Consider the following 16,079-nt stretch of genomic DNA (forward strand, 5'->3'; position numbering starts at 1 on the left):
AATATGCTGAGTTTTTAAGGCGATTGCCTGACTATTTGTTATTATTTAATACCTCTTCAAACTGGATAATTGTTAACAAGAATTTTTGTATTTGTGGTTAACAAGTATAGTTTTATACATTAATATGAAGGCATGATAAAGGCGATCGCACACATCTTTGGCCGGAGGGCGATCGCCTTTATGCAGATATAATTGGAAAAATCTTGTAATTCTAATATGCGAATCATTGCCCGCAGTACCTTAAGGCAATTTTGGGAAACACATCCTGAAGCTGAACAGCTTCTAAAAGCTTGGTATGATGAAGCTTCTCGTGCAGACTGGAACTCTCCAACAGATATCAAAAGTATTTATCGCAATGCCAGTCTTATTCCTAATAATCGGGTTGTTTTTAATATCAAAGGCAATGATTACCGTTTAATTGTTCACATCCGTTATGACATTAAAATTATTTTTATTCGCTTTGTGGGAACACACTCTGAGTACGATAACGTAGATGCAACAATGATTTAAGGTGAAGTAGATGCTGGAACTCCGCCCTATCAGAAATGAAGCTGATTATCGTGCAGTGCTTGATGAAATTGCACGGTTATTTGATGCCCAACAAAATACACCAGAATGCGATCGCTTGGAAGTTTTAACAACTTTGGTGGAAGTTTATGAACAGCAACATTATCCCATCATTCCACCAGACCCAATTGAGGCAATCTTATACTATCTCGAATCCCGTGGGTTATCTTGGCAGGATTTAGAGCCTATTATTGGAAATCATGGGGAAGTGACTCTTGTTTTGCATCGCCAGCAACCACTAACACTAGATATGATTCGGCGTTTGCATTCCTGTTTGGGAATTCCGGCGGAGGTATTGATTCAGCCATACTCTCTCCACAAAAATTCAGCTTGATTTATTGGGTTACGCTGTCGCGCTACCCAACCTACAGGAGAGGCGATCGTACTGATAACTGTTTTACGCCACCGCAACCACACGAAACCCAACATTGCGGTCACAAAGCACTTGCGTGAGGTCGAAACGGGAGGCAGACCGACAGGGCTGGGCAGGGTTGTACCACGAACCGCCACACAGTAGCTTTGTGTTATTATTTTTACCAGTTAAATACGCACTTCCATCTCTCGGTGAGTCTTGATAACTCTCGTTATATACATCTTGACATCAGATCCCCGACTTCTTTGAGAAGTCGGGGATCTGTCTGTTCAACAAACTACTAGTACGCCCATTTTACTGAATGCAGATTTAGCTAAAATGGAAGTTGAACGCCAACGTATGGCAATAGCTGATCAATCAAATGCTCGTTTGCGCGAACGTTTACGCGCTTTGGGTGTTGACCCTGATACCCTGTAGAGTAACTGATGATGATGAAGTGCGATCGCTAGAATTTCTCGTAAGATAAATCATCAAGTAACTTGTTCTTTCCAGGTAAATTTCAGTATGCTGTTCAAATCTTCTGCTTCTTCTTGAAAGACTTGATAAAGTTCCCAGTTTTGTTGCAGGTTCAACCAAAACTCTGCACTATTTCCCAAAAATTTGGCTAACCGCAAGGCTGTGCTTGGTATTATTCCGCATTTTCCATTTACTAGTTCATTTATGTGTTGAGGCGGAACGTGAATTGCTTGAGCTAGTTCGGTTGGGGATATTTCTAGTAGTTCTAGAAAGTCTTTGAGTAAAATTTCTCCAGGATGGTTGGGAGGACGATATTTAGGTATTCTCATGAATATGTACCTCAATCATGATAATCTACTATTTCTACTTCATAAGCTCCTTCATTTGTCCACACAAAACATATTCGATATTGCTTGTTAATTCTAATACTATGCTGACCTTCTCTGTCACCTTGTCATGCTTCTAACTTATTACCTGGAGGTATTTTCATATCATCTCAATAAATTGCCACATTTAGTTGATTTAGTTTTCTTTGTGCAACATTCCACAGGTTGACAGGGCAAGTTTTTCGAGCATTTTTTGAATTGTTGCCATCAAAGATATCTTCTGTGCCTTGATTTTTGAATGACACTATCTAGCACCTAGCACAGATATTAGGTCAAACTTTACTACATTTTTTTGTAATGTCAACCAAAAAACAACGATTCGTTATAAAAAACAACATTCAAAAGTAAGCAAAAAGTAAGAAATGGATTTTTTGTTAAACGCCCAAAACATTACAGGACAAGAAAAATAGATGGTACGACCGCGCAAGGTATTTGCTCAACATTGGCTCAAAAGTGACAAGGCACTCAACGCAATTGTGCAGGCGGCAGAGTGTAGTACAAATGACCGCATCCTGGAAATTGGGCCAGGTACAGGCATTCTAACTCGACGTTTATTACCTTTAATACAGGCTTTGGTAGCAGTTGAAATCGATAGAGATTTATGTAAGTTATTAGTCAAAGAGTTAGGAAATAAAGAAAATTTTTTATTATTACAAGGTGATTTTCTGGAGTTAAATTTAGAAACAAATGTAGTAGCATTTCCTCAATTTCAAAATGCAAATAAAGTAGTGGCGAACATTCCCTACAATATCACCGGGCCAATCATCGAAAAACTATTAGGAACCATCGCCAATCCTAACCCCAAACCATTTGATTCCATAGTGCTATTAATTCAGAAAGAAGTAGCAGAAAGATTGTATGCTAAAGCCGGGTCAAAAACTTTTGGAGCTTTATCAGTAAGGGTGCAGTATTTAGCAGAATGTGAGTTAATTTGTCCAGTTCCCGCAAGTGCATTTTATCCACCACCAAAAGTAGACTCAGCAGTAGTGAGGTTGCGTCCGCGTCGATTAGAAATTCTTGCCAACGACCCACGCAGATTAGAGAATCTGGTAAAGTTAGGATTTGGGTCAAAGCGCAAAATGTTGCGGAATAATTTGCAATCTGTAATTGACCGCGATCGCCTGACCCAATTACTGGAACAATTAGAAATAAATCCCCAAGCTAGAGCTGAAGAAATCAGCACTCAGCAATGGGTAACTCTCGCTAATGAAGTGGGAAGCATGAAGTCTGAAGTATGAAGTATTCATTTCAGACTTCACACTTCAGACTTCACACTTAATCCTTAATGTTTTTGAACATGCGTTCCTACAGTTTAATTGCTCCTGCCAAAATAAATTTGTATCTGGAAATCATTGGCGATCGCGCTGATGGTTATCATGAATTAGTCATGATTTTGCAAAGCATCGACCTCGCCGACAAAATTTCTGTCCGCGCCATCAGTGAACAAACTATTCGCGTCCACTGTCACCATCCTCAAGTACCCACCGATAAAACTAATCTCGTCTATCGCGCCGCCGAACTGATGGCGACACAATTTCCCGAAGTTGCGGCTAAACATGGCGGAGTGGAAATTACACTGGAGAAAAACATCCCCATCGCGGCTGGTTTGGCGGGAGGTTCAACAAACGCCGCAGCAGTTTTGGTAGGAATAGATTTACTCTGGAACTTGGGACTTACCCAAACAGAAATCGAAGAATTGGGAGCTACCCTAGGTTCAGATATACCATTTTGTGTCGCAGGTGGGACAGCGATCGCCACAGGTAGAGGTGAACAACTTGCACCACTACCAAATTTAGATCATATATATATAGTATTAGCCAAATATCGCAGTCTAGAAATTTCTACACCTTGGGCATACAAAACCTATCGTCAAGAATTTGGTCATACCTATATTAAAACTACCGAAGATTTAGCAGCACGCGCCGCCGCAGTTCATTCTGGTGGAATAGTCAAAGCCATTGTGCATAAAGATGCAGCCGAAATTGCCCAAAAACTGCACAATGACTTAGAGCGTGTTGTTTTACCTGCTCATCCCCAAGTTATGCAACTACGCGAACTCTTTGCAACTCAACCAGGAGTTCTCGGAACAATGATGTCTGGTTCTGGGCCGAGTGTCTTTGCAATTGTCGAATCTGAACCACAAGCCCAAGCAGTGAAACAATCCATCAGAGAAGCAATACCCGATGAAGATTTAGAATTGTTCGTGACTCGCACCATTACACACGGCATTCAGATAGCATCTGAATAAGTAAGAAGTAAAAAGTAAAAAAAATTTTTAATTTTTGCCTTTTAATTTTTGCCTTTTGACCTTTGACCTTTGATTTAACTTATGAGTGAAAACATCACACCACAAGAAACAGCAACCCAGGCGCAAGCATCACCACTACGCTGCATCACAGGTGCAATAATTTCCAGTGGAATGTCCTATGCTTTATATTCGCTGATGATAGCGATCGCAACTTCCTTTGCCAGCAAACCAGTCCATTCTACTAATGAACTCGTCATCAAAATTACCTCTGCGGTACGCACCTTAGTTGTTGGTATAGTTGCTTTAGGCAGTGGGATATTTGGGATAGTAGCGATCGGATTAATAGCTTTGGGTGTGCAACTATTAATCCAGCAGTTGTCTCAGCCAAAGAATAATTAAAATGATTGCTGGCCTTTTTATGTTTGAGCCACAGGTAAACACTTTTCCAACTGAGTGCAAGTATTAAAAAACTCCTGCTTTTTTCGCCAATGTTTGGGAGGTATGCCATGATGCTGTCGAAACTGGCGAGAAAAGTGACAAGCATTTTGATAACCTAAAGCCAAAGCAATTTGCTCAACGGTTTGGTTAGTATTCTTCAACAAAGAACGCGCCGCCATCATTCGCCGCTTAACAATCCAGCCATTGACAGTTTCTCCTGTTTGTTTCGCAACTCTATTAGTTAAATAAGCGCGGGAATAACCCACCGCCTCAGCAACTTTAGCTAAGGTAATTCCTTGGTGATAATTAGCTTCAATGTAGTCGAAAACTTTTTGGAATTGAGGAACCGAAGGGAAAAATGGCTCAGGAGTGTTCGAGACCGCGATGTTTGCAGGTATAGATTGCGATATTTGATGTGTTTGAGTAGCATACCAATACCTAAGCAGAGCTTGTTTTTCCAATCGAATATTAATCGCCCTCAACAATTGCTCAACAGTTAAAGGTTTGGTCAGATAATCATCCGCACCTAACTCCATCCCTTTACGTAAAGCATCCTTAGTATCGCTACCGGTCAGAAAAATAAAAGGAATAATCGCTGTCAGTTGGTCTTGACGTAAAGCATTTAAAACATCGTAACCATCCATATCTGGCATTAAGATATCGCAGATCACCAAATCTGGTAAATGCTCTTGTGTTAGTTGAATACCAATACGACCATTTTCTGCACCGATTGTGTCATAACCTTCAGCTTGTAAACTGTCTAAGAAGAGATTGCGGGTAACAGCATCATCTTCAATGACCAGAATTGTTGGCGACGATGTGTGCATCATTGTTCTATTACTAAGATTTGTGGCAGGTTGAAAAAACTCATTCAAAACTTTTATTTCACTGATGGCAGCATAATAGTAAAAGTTGTGCCTACACCAACTTCACTTTTCATATCAATATGACCACCGTGTAAGTCAACCAGAGTTTTCACAATTGCTAGTCCTAGTCCAGTACCCGGTAGATTCGCAATATTACTACCTCGATAAAATGGTTCAAATAGCCGCGCTTTATCTGCTGTAGGAATACCAATACCCCTATCCGTGACTTGAAAAATCACCGTCTTTTGTTCCCATGAAAGTTGGAAATCCACCGCAGCACCTGATGGAGAATACTTAATTGCATTGTCGAGCAAGTTCTTCAGTATTGGCTCCAGCAATTTTTTATCGAAAAAAGCAGTAAAACAGCCATCTTGACTGACAAAATTAATTCTGTTTTGGCTACTGTAGGTATGGATTTGTGCCACAATCTCATGGCACAACCGCACTACATTCAGTGGTTTAGCCTCAAAGTGAAGTTTAGCCGCTTCTGCTTTAGCAAAAAAAATAATGTCGTCTAGCATCTTGCTGAGTTGTTCTACAGCCATTTGAATGCGATCTAATAATGGTTTAGTTTTTTCCTCTGTCCATTCATGGATGTGTCTCTTGAGTAAGCTATTAGAAAATGAAACTACATTCAACGGTGTACGCAATTGATGAGAAAGCATAGATAAAAATTGCGCTCTCAATTCACCCAGTTGTTTAGACTGTTCTAAAGCTTGGCTCAGTTCGGAAATATCCCAAATACTCCAAACTCTACCAATCACTTCGTGATTTACCTTCTGCGGTTTAGAGTATTGAGCGAAGACTCTACCATCCTTTAACTCTAGAATATCGTAGCGATCGCTCTGACAATCACACTTCATTTCCCACATCGAATCCCGAAATAGTTGCGGCTGTTTGAGTTGATTCTCAAAAAAAGCTTGGCATGGAAAACTATGTCTCGATATTGTCAGAGAGTTGGGTATCTGCCACATCTGGACAAATTGTTGATTAAAACTAACAATATCTTCCTCCAAACTAACTGCAATCATGCCATGAGCCGTTGACTCCAAAATAGAACGAAGTAAAATGACAGATTTTTCTAAACTTGCCTCCTTCTGCTTCCGTTCTACAATTTCTTGCAGTAAATGTTTGTTAACCTGTTTTAATTCCTCAATCAAAGTGTGCATATTTAACTCTACTATTTCATCACTCTTACACCTACAAAAGTAGTTAAATCCCCACAACTCGGATTGTGGCTTTAGCACCGATTTCGAGATGGAAAGAACTAACGTGTAGCCGTTAGTATTCATATCCCGCACTCCTTTTAACTATTTGACACTAAAGCTATATAGCGGAGAATTGGCAACTTTCACAGTCTGAATCCGGCTGTAAATCATTAATGGCAATAGCAAAGGGAAATTAAAAAATAATTTAAATTTCTGATTTATTTAAAAATATTCTACCAATAAAAAGATATCACTTCGATTTTTTACTGAGAAAAAACATTTCTTGTTATAAATTAAGATTTTTATATAGACAAGATAAAGATTACTTCAGTCTTATTGCTAATATATTGCAATTCTCAGAAGAGAATTAGCATATTTCCCTAATCAAAACCTGTATTTTTAATTCCTGCCATCTAATAAATAATTAGTATTGAGCTAGAGCTAAATAGTATAAGTTTATATAACAATCTTACATCATTATTGAATGCAATAAAAATTCTCACAGTGTGGCTACTGTGCTGTAAACTAGAATATATTTACTTTTCTTGCTCATCCACAAAAATATATTTTTTTCAAATATATTTGTATTTTATATTCTTAATTTTCTCATGTTGCATTGATTATTTTAAATTTTATTCCCTATGGGATCTAACTATAAAATAATAGACTAAATCATCTATCTAAAGAGATAAATAATTTGATAGTTAAAATAAATCAACAGATAAAATAAGTAAAATAATTGGCTTTACTTCCCTCTGAAGAAATAAAAAAAATTAAGATTTAATGTGTTTTAGAATACATAAAATTCATGGAATGGACAAAAAACTAAAGTTAGCCTGACACATTTATGGTTATCTAGACAGTGTTATCTCCCCAAACCAGATTGCATTTGCAGCATTTTTTCCAATAAATAGTCTTGACAAAATTTAATCAATGGCAAGAGCGAAAAAACAGATAGGTCTAGCAAAACAATGATCATATATCTGCGACCTAATATTCAGTAGTCTTAACAAAGAAGCAGCTTCTGCAACACGGTTTATTGATAGGGGGAGGATATTTCTAAATTTACTCAGCAGATCATAATGCTAGTTGATTTAATCCACCCCTATTTTCAAGTTTCATTTGTGCTGTAGTGTCAAACTAGTTTTGTTGAGATAGCGAGATTAATTGGAAAATCAGGCGATCGCGCTATGTTCCCTCCAACAGTTTCAAAAAAATGCCGATGATTTGTGATTGACCCATCTACAATACCTTTGGCGATGCTCGTGTATCGCGCACTATCACTAGACACTGCCTTAGCAGATAGCCTGTTTCACCTGGATTCTCAGCGTAGAGGCTTATTTACCAGCAGCTACGAATATCCAGAACGATATAAAAGATGGGCAATTGCCTTGAATTCCCTAATGGGATTAACCATCAGGGAAACAGCTTTCACTTTCTCGGCACAAAGCGATCGCGCCAGACATCACAAGCAGCACCAGCAATCTACCACGCAAATAGGGTTCAACGTCTTCTACCAACACACAACGCTGACCACGAAACAGGTTAGTAGGTGAAATTAGTTGAGGTGGCACTTGACTACTTTAGCCAGGGTGATTTATTTGAAGTAGTTCCGAGTCAAAACTTTTTTCAGGCCTGTGAACAGCCACCCAGTCAGCTATGCCAAACATAAAAACAAATCAATCCCAGCGCTTATGGGTTGACAATATTTGTTTAATTGTGAAAGAAAGTATCGATTATATAGCCTTTACTACATCCTATTTATATCCGTGAACTAATAGGCGGATACCCTGAACAGAGTTTTTGGTGTTAGAGACAATCCAAACTATAAAATCTGGAGCTTAAAGCCAGAGAGAGGGTTTTATGCATCAACTCGACAATTTACAAAACGCCAAAAAAATTAATACAGAACAAGTTGAACAAATTGTTAAAGCAATTATTGCCGGTAAGTATTCCTGGGCATGTGTTTTAATGCTCCGGTTTTCTGGTTATAACCCTATAGATTACATCCCATATCGCACCTACATTCGCCTCCTAAAAAATAACTACTTACTTGAAGGTGCAAAGCGAAAAGAAGCAAAAGATTCCGAACAAAAATTAGGCGTTTTTGACATCAAATCAAATTGGGTACGCTCTTAAAAACTCCACTTGCTATCAGTGATTGTACAGCCTTAACTACCCAGAAGAAATTTAATCATTGGCCAGAATGTTTCTGGCTAATTTTCATGTTTTGAAATAGCCGTTATAGGCTAATACAATTCATGTAGCGGCAGCTTTACCCAACAAAGCCTGGATGATTTTGGGTTTCGTTACTCCACTAAAAGTTTTGGTGTAATTGTAACTTTGCTATAAAAATGCCAAAACTTCAGCTTTGCAAGATTAGTGAAAACAACTTTACTCAGCAAGATTTATTTGGCTGAGGTGAATGCTTCATAATTTCTGATTTAGTTCATCTGCCAATTTTTTACAACTTATGATTTATCCGATGACTACTGTGAATTCTCATCTCCAACCCATGTTAAGAGAAATTGTGTGGCAGAAAAAGCAAGAAGTAGCACAGATTCAACAACACATGTCTTTAGCTTCTTTGCAACGTCAGTTAACAGCTGCGCCAACTGTACGAGATTTCTTAACAGCTTTACAACAAAGTCCTCATCATCCTAGTCTGATTGCAGAAATTCAAAAAGTTTCTCCGGGTTATGGCATGATTCGTGCAGACTTTGATGCTATTGCGATCGCCAAAGCATATCAACGTGCTGGTGCTGCTTGTATTTCTGTTTTCACTGAAAGAACATTTTTTCAAGGTAGTTTTGAAAGTCTGCGGATAATTCGCCACAAAGTATCAGTACCACTGCTTTGCAAAGAGTTTATTATTGATCCCTGCCAAATTTATTTAGCACGAGCCGCAGGTGCAGATGCAGTTCTACTGATAGCCGCAATTCTTACAGATAGACAACTACAAGATTTTCAACGCATTATTCATTATTTGGGGATGAATGCCTTAATAGAAGTGCATACCCTAGGGGAACTGGATCGAGTATTGCAGCTAGATGATGTTCGCTTGATTGGGATTAACAACCAAAGTTTGGTTGACTTCACCGTGGATATCAGCACAACTCAAAGACTACTAGCAGCCAGGCGATCGCAAATCCAAAACTTAGGTGCGATCGTCGTTAGTGAATCAGGTTTGTATACAAATACAGATTTATCCCTCATGGCTGAAGCCGGTACTAACGCCGTTTTAATCGGAGAATCTTTAATCAAAGAAACAGATATAGAACAAGCTGTACGCCGTTTGCTGAATATTGATTCTTCAACGTTCAAAGAGTAGTAGCATGATCGGACTAATTTAGTGTATGGGCAGCTTCAACAAAAAATCTCAGACACGCAACTTTAGTTCTGAATCATCCTTTCTACCCCTCTAAATTAGTCTTACCCATCAAGAAGTTGGGTTTTGCATTGCTTAACCCAACAATTTAAAATAAATATTTATATAAATATATTGATTGATGACTATTGATACACAAGTAAGTTACTCTTAAGAAAAATTAACATTTAAATTCCGCCGATGCTAAGACTATTTACCGACTTCGACGGCCCCATTGTTGATGTTTCTGAACGGTACTATCGCGTTTATCAATATTGTTTAGAAAAAACTAAACGTCCAGGACAAGCGGTTCGCCAACTAAAAAAAGCTGAATTTTGGCAACAGAAGCGATCGCGCATTCCCGAAATCCAAATTGCCTTAAATTCTGGCCTTGATGAAACGCAAGCACAAGAATTTTCCCAACTGCGGCGGAAAACAGTACATACACAACCTTATTTTGAATATGACACCCTAGTACCAGGTGCTGTAGATGCACTGTTAAAAATTCAAGCAGCTGGAATTGATTTAGCAGTCATGACAATGCGACGAGTTAGGGAATTAGACTTTGCCTTCCAAAAATTTGATTTAGGGAGATTTTTCCCAGAAAATCGCTGTTATTGCCTAACTAACGATTATGTTAAGACTCGTGACATCGAAGATAAGCCATTGTTAATGGCAAAAGCATTAAAAGAACTATCTCCCGCTGCTGATACATGGATGGTAGGAGATACAGAAGCCGACATTACTGCTGCTAAAAAACATAATATTAAAGTTATGGCAGTCGAGTCTGGTATCCGCGATCGCACTCAACTAGAACTGTACCAACCCGACTTAATTGTTCCCGATTTAAGTTCAGCAGTGGCTCTCATCTTAGAGAATAGAACTCTAGCTCTCCGATAGTGCCTCTTGTGCAAAAAATGGGTAACAGCATAAATCATCTGCTACCCATAAAGAATTTCAAGCTTTATACCTTACCGCAAAAAACTACTAATCAACCACAATAATATAAATGTGAACACTGTAGAAAATTGCTCAGTACTCAGCCTACCTAAATTGAATTGTGGTAAAAGCCAGCTTGCAACTAATCCGCCAATAATCAAGCCTAGTATCAGACCAATCAGCGTTAACAAAACGGCTCTACCAAACTTACCTTCTTTACGATTGAGAAAGTAAACACTAATACCTACCCCAACCACTAACACCAACTGTAAAACTTGATCACCCGTGGCAGGATAAAAAATACCGATAGCACTCAAACCCAAATACCAAGCACCTGGTAACAGTACATCTGCCGTTGTTGGCTGATCTAATATTCTTTGTAGCCATGCAGGCGACTGTTCACGAGGAGTGGAAACTTCTTTAGGAGGAAATTGCACTCGTAGTTCTGGAAACCGGATTCGCTCAGGTACTTTGATTTTGCCTTCCTGACGCATCCGTAACCGATCCATTAAAATTGCGTCATAAGAAGCTTCAATGAGTTCCAGACTCTTAGCATCGCCACTGTGTTGCTCCAATAGGCGATTGCGAGCATCCTGAATTTCATCAAAGCTTGCATCTTCGGACACCCCAAGTTTGTCGTAGGGATTTTGATCGCTCATGGGAGTTTACACTTCAACCTTAGTCAGCGGCGGTATTTTGCTTTTTGGAAAACAACTTTAGGTTTTGCCTAGATTTAAACAAATGTTGCCAGCAACTTAATATGCTCTACCAGGAATAGTAGCACGGGTAAGTTAAACTGACCCAGGAAATTTAACTATAGCAACTTTAACATATTGCTAGAACTCCGTGTATCCCCTCATGTCGTTGACCAGTGAGGGCTTTACTCTAGAATTTGAACTAAGACTTCTTAAAACTTATTTTTTTATGAAAAAATTAATTTTTATGTTTCAAATTTGGCAATTTACCGTGCCTTGAGGCAATTTAGATGAACTAGCTTCACAATCACTAGTGGTATCCACAAGCATATCGATATTAAAATTGAAAAGCTTTAAATTACCACGTAATTGGGAGTAGGAAATTTTCCTAAGTTACAGAACTGCTATAACTAGCGATTACAGTACCAGCATCTCAAGTGCGGGTAACACTAGCAAAGGTTGTGTAACAATCCCAAATACGCAATTCTCCTGTTAATCTTACGAATTTTTGTGCAAAGTGATGGTCATGGCTCCTGCCAAGATTCTTGTAGTTGATGACGACCCTGCGGTTCGCAACTTAATCCAACGCTTTTTGATTAAGCAGAACTATCAGGTGGAGGCGGCTGAGGATGGTAAAACAGCCTTAGCGCTATTCGAGCAATTTAACCCTGACTTGGTAATTTTAGATGTAAATTTACCAGACGTTATTGGGTTCAACCTCTGCCAAGAGATGCAAAGTCGTAATGGTGTGTTTGTTCTCATGCTCACTAGCCGTGCGGATGAAGCTGACAAGATTCGCGGCTTTGCTAAAGGTGCTGATGACTATCTCACCAAGCCATTTGGTTTAGGAGAGTTAGAAGTCAGAGTTGCTGCTATTTTGCGGCGACAACGGGTTGTGACAACGGCAGAACAAAAACGCCTAGTATTTGAAAAACTGATGATCGATCCCGTCCGTCGGGAAGTGACATTGAACAACCTACCAGTACCCCTAACAGCCTTAGAATTTGACCTGTTACATTTTTTAGCCAGCCATCCTGGGCGAGTTTGGCGACGAGCCGAACTAATTCAAGAGGTTTGGGACTATGAATATGTTGGCGACCAACGGGTTGTAGATGTACATATCGGTCAAATTCGTAAGAAAATTGAAGTTGATGCCAGCCAACCAGCATTAATTCAGACTGTACGTGGCGTAGGTTATAAGTTTGAATGTCCTACTCATTCTCCGCAATTGGAAACTAACCCTTGAATTAATTGTTTGATAATTAATACTAAGTCAGGGCGAACATTTGTTCGCCCTGACTTTTATGTATTCTGTTTTTGCCTAAGTCCTGATTGGTATAGCGATCGCCAAGATAGTTAAGATATCAGGAATGTCACCTGTTACCTACTACATAATTAGCAGTTATGGAATAAAGTTTCTAAATAAACACGAGCAGCACGGCGATCGCTATCCCCATTTTGGAGTAAAAACAGTGACAATGCTGCTGTTAGCACACGGGTTTGATCCCAATCAGGGTGAGTTTCTAAATAGCTTTTGAGGGATTCATGGAGTGTTTCGGGAATTTCCGTAAAAATGCTCACCGTTGCGTTCATGAGATTTTCCTTCTCTGAGGTCGATCAAGCGAATTTACTGGCACTTTTGAAGCAAAGAATGGAACCTCCAAACATCTCAGGAATGTTTTGAGTTCCCCAGATAACTTGGGCTAGAAAAAAGTGCCAGTCGCATCATTGTGCTTCAAGAGGGGGTAGGTTTGTCAATGCTGCGAAATGTTAAAACCGGTTCTTTAAAAAAGAAATCTTGACGCAATAATCAGACTTAGAGCTAAGTTTTTGTTACATAAATTCACAAAAACTCAGTCACTGAACTAAGCAATAACTGTGAAGTAAAAATCCCCAGTAACATCGCAAGTGCTGATCATCTCGTGGAGTGTCTGTGGAAAACTACTAAAATGCCTGTGGAAACCCTGTGGAATCAGTGAGGAAAATTTCAGCGAATGATAAGAATTACAAAAAATGTGAAGTATGAAGTCAGAATTAGTAGGGGCAAACGGCCGTTCGCCCCTATTTTTATTCTCTACAGACCATCTGGAATTGCTAAAAGACTTGTGGTATCACTATTCTTTCTTTTTCCTTTTGACTTTTGACTTTTGCCTTGTTGTGCTACCGTCTGCGTTCTTGTAACTTTCGATATACAGCCTTTAAATCAACTTGATGATGAGCTAAGGCCACCAAGGTGTGATAAAGCAAATCCGCAACTTCACCGGCAATTGCATCTGCTTCATCATCTTTAAAAGCCATGACAACCTCAGCCGATTCTTCACCTATCTTTTTCAAAATCTTATTATCGCCGCCTGCGAATAGCTTGCAGGTATAAGAAGTATCCGTGGGGTTGTCTCGGCGATCGCAGATCACCTGAAACACCTGGGATAATGTATCTGCTGGCGGTGGATTAATTTTGCCATCTACTTGATGAAAACAACTGCGCTCACCCGTATGGCAAGCAACATCTCCAATTTGCTCCACCCCAATTAATAAAGCATCACTATCACAGTCATAACGGATGCTCTGAACTTTTTGAATATGTCCCGAAGTCCCTCCCTTATGCCATAACTCTTGCCGGGAACGACTCCAAAACCAAGTTTCTCCAGTTTCCAAAGTCTTTTGTAACGACTCCCGATTCATCCACGCCAACATCAACACTGTGCCATCTAAATAGTCCTGCACAATAGCCGCTACCAAACCCCGTTCATCGTAGCGAATTGTTTCAACGGGAATAGCGTGACGCAATGAATCTGATTCGGTAGAAAACATACCAACTTACTTGACTCTAACAACAATGATTAATGGATTCACGATACCATTCTCAATATGACAGCTGGTATGTTTTACGAAAATGAAAATTGATTATTTAGCCTGAAACAACAACATTTCTGTCCATTGCAGACTGCATTTTAACCGCACTTAACGCAACTTGATGAGCTTTTGATGCTTCACCATACCAATGGAGAGCCGAGTTAAAAGCAGCACGGTAAAGCTCCTGGTATGCCTCAGATAACCGATTCCGGATTTCTAAAGGCAAGTCATCATTGGACTTGTACAACATGGTTGTTATTTTCCTGGTTCAGCTATTTCTATAGGATAGAAATTATGCACAGTTTTTAACCCTATCCTAAGATAGAGCTTTTTTTGTTCCTCACTTTTAGGAGACAGCCTTGGTAAACACCACAATTAAAACCACAAAATCACAAGAAATTTTCGCCGCCGCCCAAAACCTCATGCCAGGAGGAGTCAGTTCTCCTGTCAGAGCATTTAAATCTGTAGGTGGACAACCCATAGTTTTTGATCGTGTCAAAGGAGCATACTTCTGGGATGTTGATGGCAACCAATACATAGACTATGTGGGTACTTGGGGGCCAGCAATTTGCGGTCATGCTCATCCAGAAGTCATCTCAGCACTCCATGAAGCTTTAGAAAAAGGCACTAGTTTTGGAGCGCCTTCAGTTCTAGAAAATGTTCTTGCAGAGATGGTCATTGATGCTGTTCCTAGCATTGAAATGGTCAGATTTGTGAACTCTGGAACAGAAGCTTGTATGGCAGTTTTACGACTGATGCGAGCTTTTACCAACCGCGAGAAAATCATCAAATTTGAAGGTTGCTACCACGGACATGCTGATATGTTCTTGGTAAAAGCTGGTTCAGGTGTGGCGACACTTGGTTTACCCGACTCCCCAGGAGTACCAAAATCAGCAACTAGCAGTACCCTAACGGCTCCTTTCAATGACTTGGAAGCAGTCAAAGCCTTATTTGAAGAAAACCGCGACCAAATTGCTGGAGTAATTCTAGAGCCAGTTGTTGGTAACGCTGGGTTTATTCCTCCCGATGCTGGCTTTTTAGAAGGACTCAGGGAACTCACCCAAGAACATGGGGCTTTATTAGTATTTGATGAAGTTATGACAGGCTTCCGTATTGCATACGGTGGCGCTCAAGAGAAATTTGGCATTACTCCCGATTTGACAACACTAGGTAAAGTCATTGGTGGTGGTTTGCCAGTAGGAGCCTATGGAGGACGGCGAGAGATTATGTCCATGATTGCTCCCGCAGGCCCTGTGTATCAAGCAGGAACTCTTTCCGGGAATCCTTTGGCGATGACAGCAGGCATTAAAACCCTAGAATTGCTCCAAAAACCGGGAACTTATGAGTATCTTGACCGAATTACTCAAAAGCTATCAAACGGGTTACTGCAAATTGCCCAAGAAACTGGTCATGGAGCTTGCGGTGGTTACATTAGTGCCATGTTTGGCTTATTTTTCACCTCTGGGCCTGTTCATAACTACGAAGATGCTAAAAAGTCAGATAGCGCAAAATTTGGACGTTTTCATCGCGGTATGTTAGAACGTGGTGTTTATTTAGCACCTTCTCAGTTTGAAGCTGGGTTTACGTCTTTAGCTCATACTGAAAAAGATATTGAGCAGACTCTAGCTGTTGCACGGGAAGTATTGTCTAATCTGTAAGTACTGAGTGCTGAGTTACCGAAGT

Annotated in this window: 18 protein-coding genes and 1 pseudogene; 11 read left to right on the top strand and 8 right to left on the bottom strand. The window is 39.8% G+C overall.

The features are described 5' to 3' along the window. The first annotated feature begins 216 nt into the window (after positions 1–216). Positions 217–510, top strand: a complete 294-nt coding sequence (locus AC504W_RS16965; RefSeq protein ID WP_494873456.1) for a type II toxin-antitoxin system HigB family toxin — start codon at positions 217–219, stop codon at positions 508–510. Positions 511–520: 10 nt separating this feature from the next. Then, positions 521–901: a helix-turn-helix domain-containing protein gene (locus tag AC504W_RS16970; RefSeq protein WP_494873457.1), complete on the top strand. Its 381-nt coding sequence runs from the start codon at positions 521–523 to the stop codon at positions 899–901. 63 nt (positions 902–964) lie between these two features. Here the strand turns inward: AC504W_RS16970 and AC504W_RS16975 are convergent. Further along, positions 965–1,108: pseudogene (locus AC504W_RS16975) on the bottom strand (hypothetical protein); the annotation flags it as partial. A gap of 302 nt (positions 1,109–1,410) precedes the next feature. After that, the gene (locus tag AC504W_RS16980; RefSeq protein ID WP_494873458.1) at positions 1,411–1,725 is read right to left on the bottom strand and encodes a HigA family addiction module antitoxin; all 315 of its coding nucleotides are present in this window, start codon (positions 1,723–1,725) and stop codon (positions 1,411–1,413) included. A 467-nt stretch (positions 1,726–2,192) separates the two neighbouring features. On the opposite strand from AC504W_RS16980, the gene rsmA reads away from it, so the two are divergent. The 3 genes from rsmA to AC504W_RS16995 all read left to right on the top strand — a co-directional run bounded on the left by rsmA (position 2,193) and on the right by AC504W_RS16995 (position 4,429). Then, the gene (gene rsmA / locus AC504W_RS16985) at positions 2,193–3,020 is read left to right on the top strand and encodes a 16S rRNA (adenine(1518)-N(6)/adenine(1519)-N(6))-dimethyltransferase RsmA (RefSeq protein ID WP_494873460.1); all 828 of its coding nucleotides are present in this window, start codon (positions 2,193–2,195) and stop codon (positions 3,018–3,020) included. Positions 3,021–3,079: 59 nt separating this feature from the next. Further along, on the top strand, positions 3,080–4,030 hold the full coding sequence (gene ispE / locus AC504W_RS16990; RefSeq protein ID WP_494873461.1) for a 4-(cytidine 5'-diphospho)-2-C-methyl-D-erythritol kinase: 951 nt from the start codon (positions 3,080–3,082) through the stop codon (positions 4,028–4,030). Between the two features lie 81 nt (positions 4,031–4,111). After that, positions 4,112–4,429 carry a DUF3082 domain-containing protein gene (locus tag AC504W_RS16995; RefSeq protein ID WP_494873462.1) on the top strand — a complete coding sequence of 106 codons (318 nt, stop codon included), beginning with the start codon at positions 4,112–4,114 and terminating at the stop codon, positions 4,427–4,429. A 17-nt stretch (positions 4,430–4,446) separates the two neighbouring features. On the opposite strand, the gene AC504W_RS17000 is transcribed toward AC504W_RS16995, so the two are convergent. After that, positions 4,447–5,298 carry a response regulator transcription factor gene (locus AC504W_RS17000; RefSeq protein WP_494873463.1) on the bottom strand — a complete coding sequence of 284 codons (852 nt, stop codon included), beginning with the start codon at positions 5,296–5,298 and terminating at the stop codon, positions 4,447–4,449. 50 nt (positions 5,299–5,348) lie between these two features. Continuing rightward, the gene (locus AC504W_RS17005; RefSeq protein WP_494879360.1) at positions 5,349–6,503 is read right to left on the bottom strand and encodes a PAS domain-containing sensor histidine kinase; all 1,155 of its coding nucleotides are present in this window, start codon (positions 6,501–6,503) and stop codon (positions 5,349–5,351) included. A gap of 1,268 nt (positions 6,504–7,771) precedes the next feature. On the opposite strand from AC504W_RS17005, the gene AC504W_RS17010 reads away from it, so the two are divergent. The 4 genes from AC504W_RS17010 to AC504W_RS17025 all read left to right on the top strand — a co-directional run bounded on the left by AC504W_RS17010 (position 7,772) and on the right by AC504W_RS17025 (position 10,809). Further along, on the top strand, positions 7,772–8,098 hold the full coding sequence (locus tag AC504W_RS17010; protein ID WP_494873465.1) for a hypothetical protein: 327 nt from the start codon (positions 7,772–7,774) through the stop codon (positions 8,096–8,098). Between the two features lie 307 nt (positions 8,099–8,405). Beyond that, entirely contained in the window at positions 8,406–8,681 is a 276-nt protein-coding gene (locus tag AC504W_RS17015) for a HetP family heterocyst commitment protein (protein ID WP_096578288.1), read from the top strand. Between the two features lie 334 nt (positions 8,682–9,015). Then, positions 9,016–9,873 (top strand): indole-3-glycerol phosphate synthase TrpC, encoded by an 858-nt coding sequence (gene trpC, locus AC504W_RS17020; protein WP_494873466.1) that lies wholly within the window; start codon positions 9,016–9,018, stop codon positions 9,871–9,873. 237 nt (positions 9,874–10,110) lie between these two features. Further along, complete coding sequence (locus AC504W_RS17025) at positions 10,111–10,809, top strand: HAD family hydrolase (RefSeq protein WP_494873467.1); 699 nt, start codon at positions 10,111–10,113, stop codon at positions 10,807–10,809. Between the two features lie 71 nt (positions 10,810–10,880). Here the strand turns inward: AC504W_RS17025 and AC504W_RS17030 are convergent, their stop codons facing one another. Continuing rightward, on the bottom strand, positions 10,881–11,507 hold the full coding sequence (locus AC504W_RS17030) for a CPP1-like family protein (protein ID WP_096578294.1): 627 nt from the start codon (positions 11,505–11,507) through the stop codon (positions 10,881–10,883). A 562-nt stretch (positions 11,508–12,069) separates the two neighbouring features. On the opposite strand from AC504W_RS17030, the gene AC504W_RS17035 reads away from it, so the two are divergent. Further along, positions 12,070–12,789: a response regulator transcription factor gene (locus AC504W_RS17035; RefSeq protein ID WP_015115342.1), complete on the top strand. Its 720-nt coding sequence runs from the start codon at positions 12,070–12,072 to the stop codon at positions 12,787–12,789. Between the two features lie 149 nt (positions 12,790–12,938). Here the strand turns inward: AC504W_RS17035 and AC504W_RS17040 are convergent, their stop codons facing one another. The 3 genes from AC504W_RS17040 to AC504W_RS17050 form a co-directional block, all read right to left on the bottom strand. Continuing rightward, the gene (locus AC504W_RS17040; RefSeq protein ID WP_015115341.1) at positions 12,939–13,136 is read right to left on the bottom strand and encodes a DUF2811 domain-containing protein; all 198 of its coding nucleotides are present in this window, start codon (positions 13,134–13,136) and stop codon (positions 12,939–12,941) included. A 567-nt stretch (positions 13,137–13,703) separates the two neighbouring features. Beyond that, positions 13,704–14,354, bottom strand: coding sequence for a bifunctional phosphoribosyl-AMP cyclohydrolase/phosphoribosyl-ATP diphosphatase HisIE (gene hisIE, locus AC504W_RS17045; protein WP_494873468.1), 651 nt, complete (start codon positions 14,352–14,354; stop codon positions 13,704–13,706). A gap of 97 nt (positions 14,355–14,451) precedes the next feature. Further along, the gene (locus tag AC504W_RS17050) at positions 14,452–14,646 is read right to left on the bottom strand and encodes a ChaB family protein (protein ID WP_096578298.1); all 195 of its coding nucleotides are present in this window, start codon (positions 14,644–14,646) and stop codon (positions 14,452–14,454) included. 109 nt (positions 14,647–14,755) lie between these two features. Between AC504W_RS17050 and hemL the strand changes: the two genes are divergently transcribed. Further along, a complete protein-coding gene (gene hemL, locus AC504W_RS17055; protein ID WP_494873469.1) occupies positions 14,756–16,054 on the top strand; it encodes a glutamate-1-semialdehyde 2,1-aminomutase in 1,299 nt (432 codons plus the stop codon). The last annotated feature ends 25 nt before the right edge of the window (positions 16,055–16,079 follow it).

The sequence above is a fragment of the Nostoc sp. C96 genome, assembly GCF_059384975.1.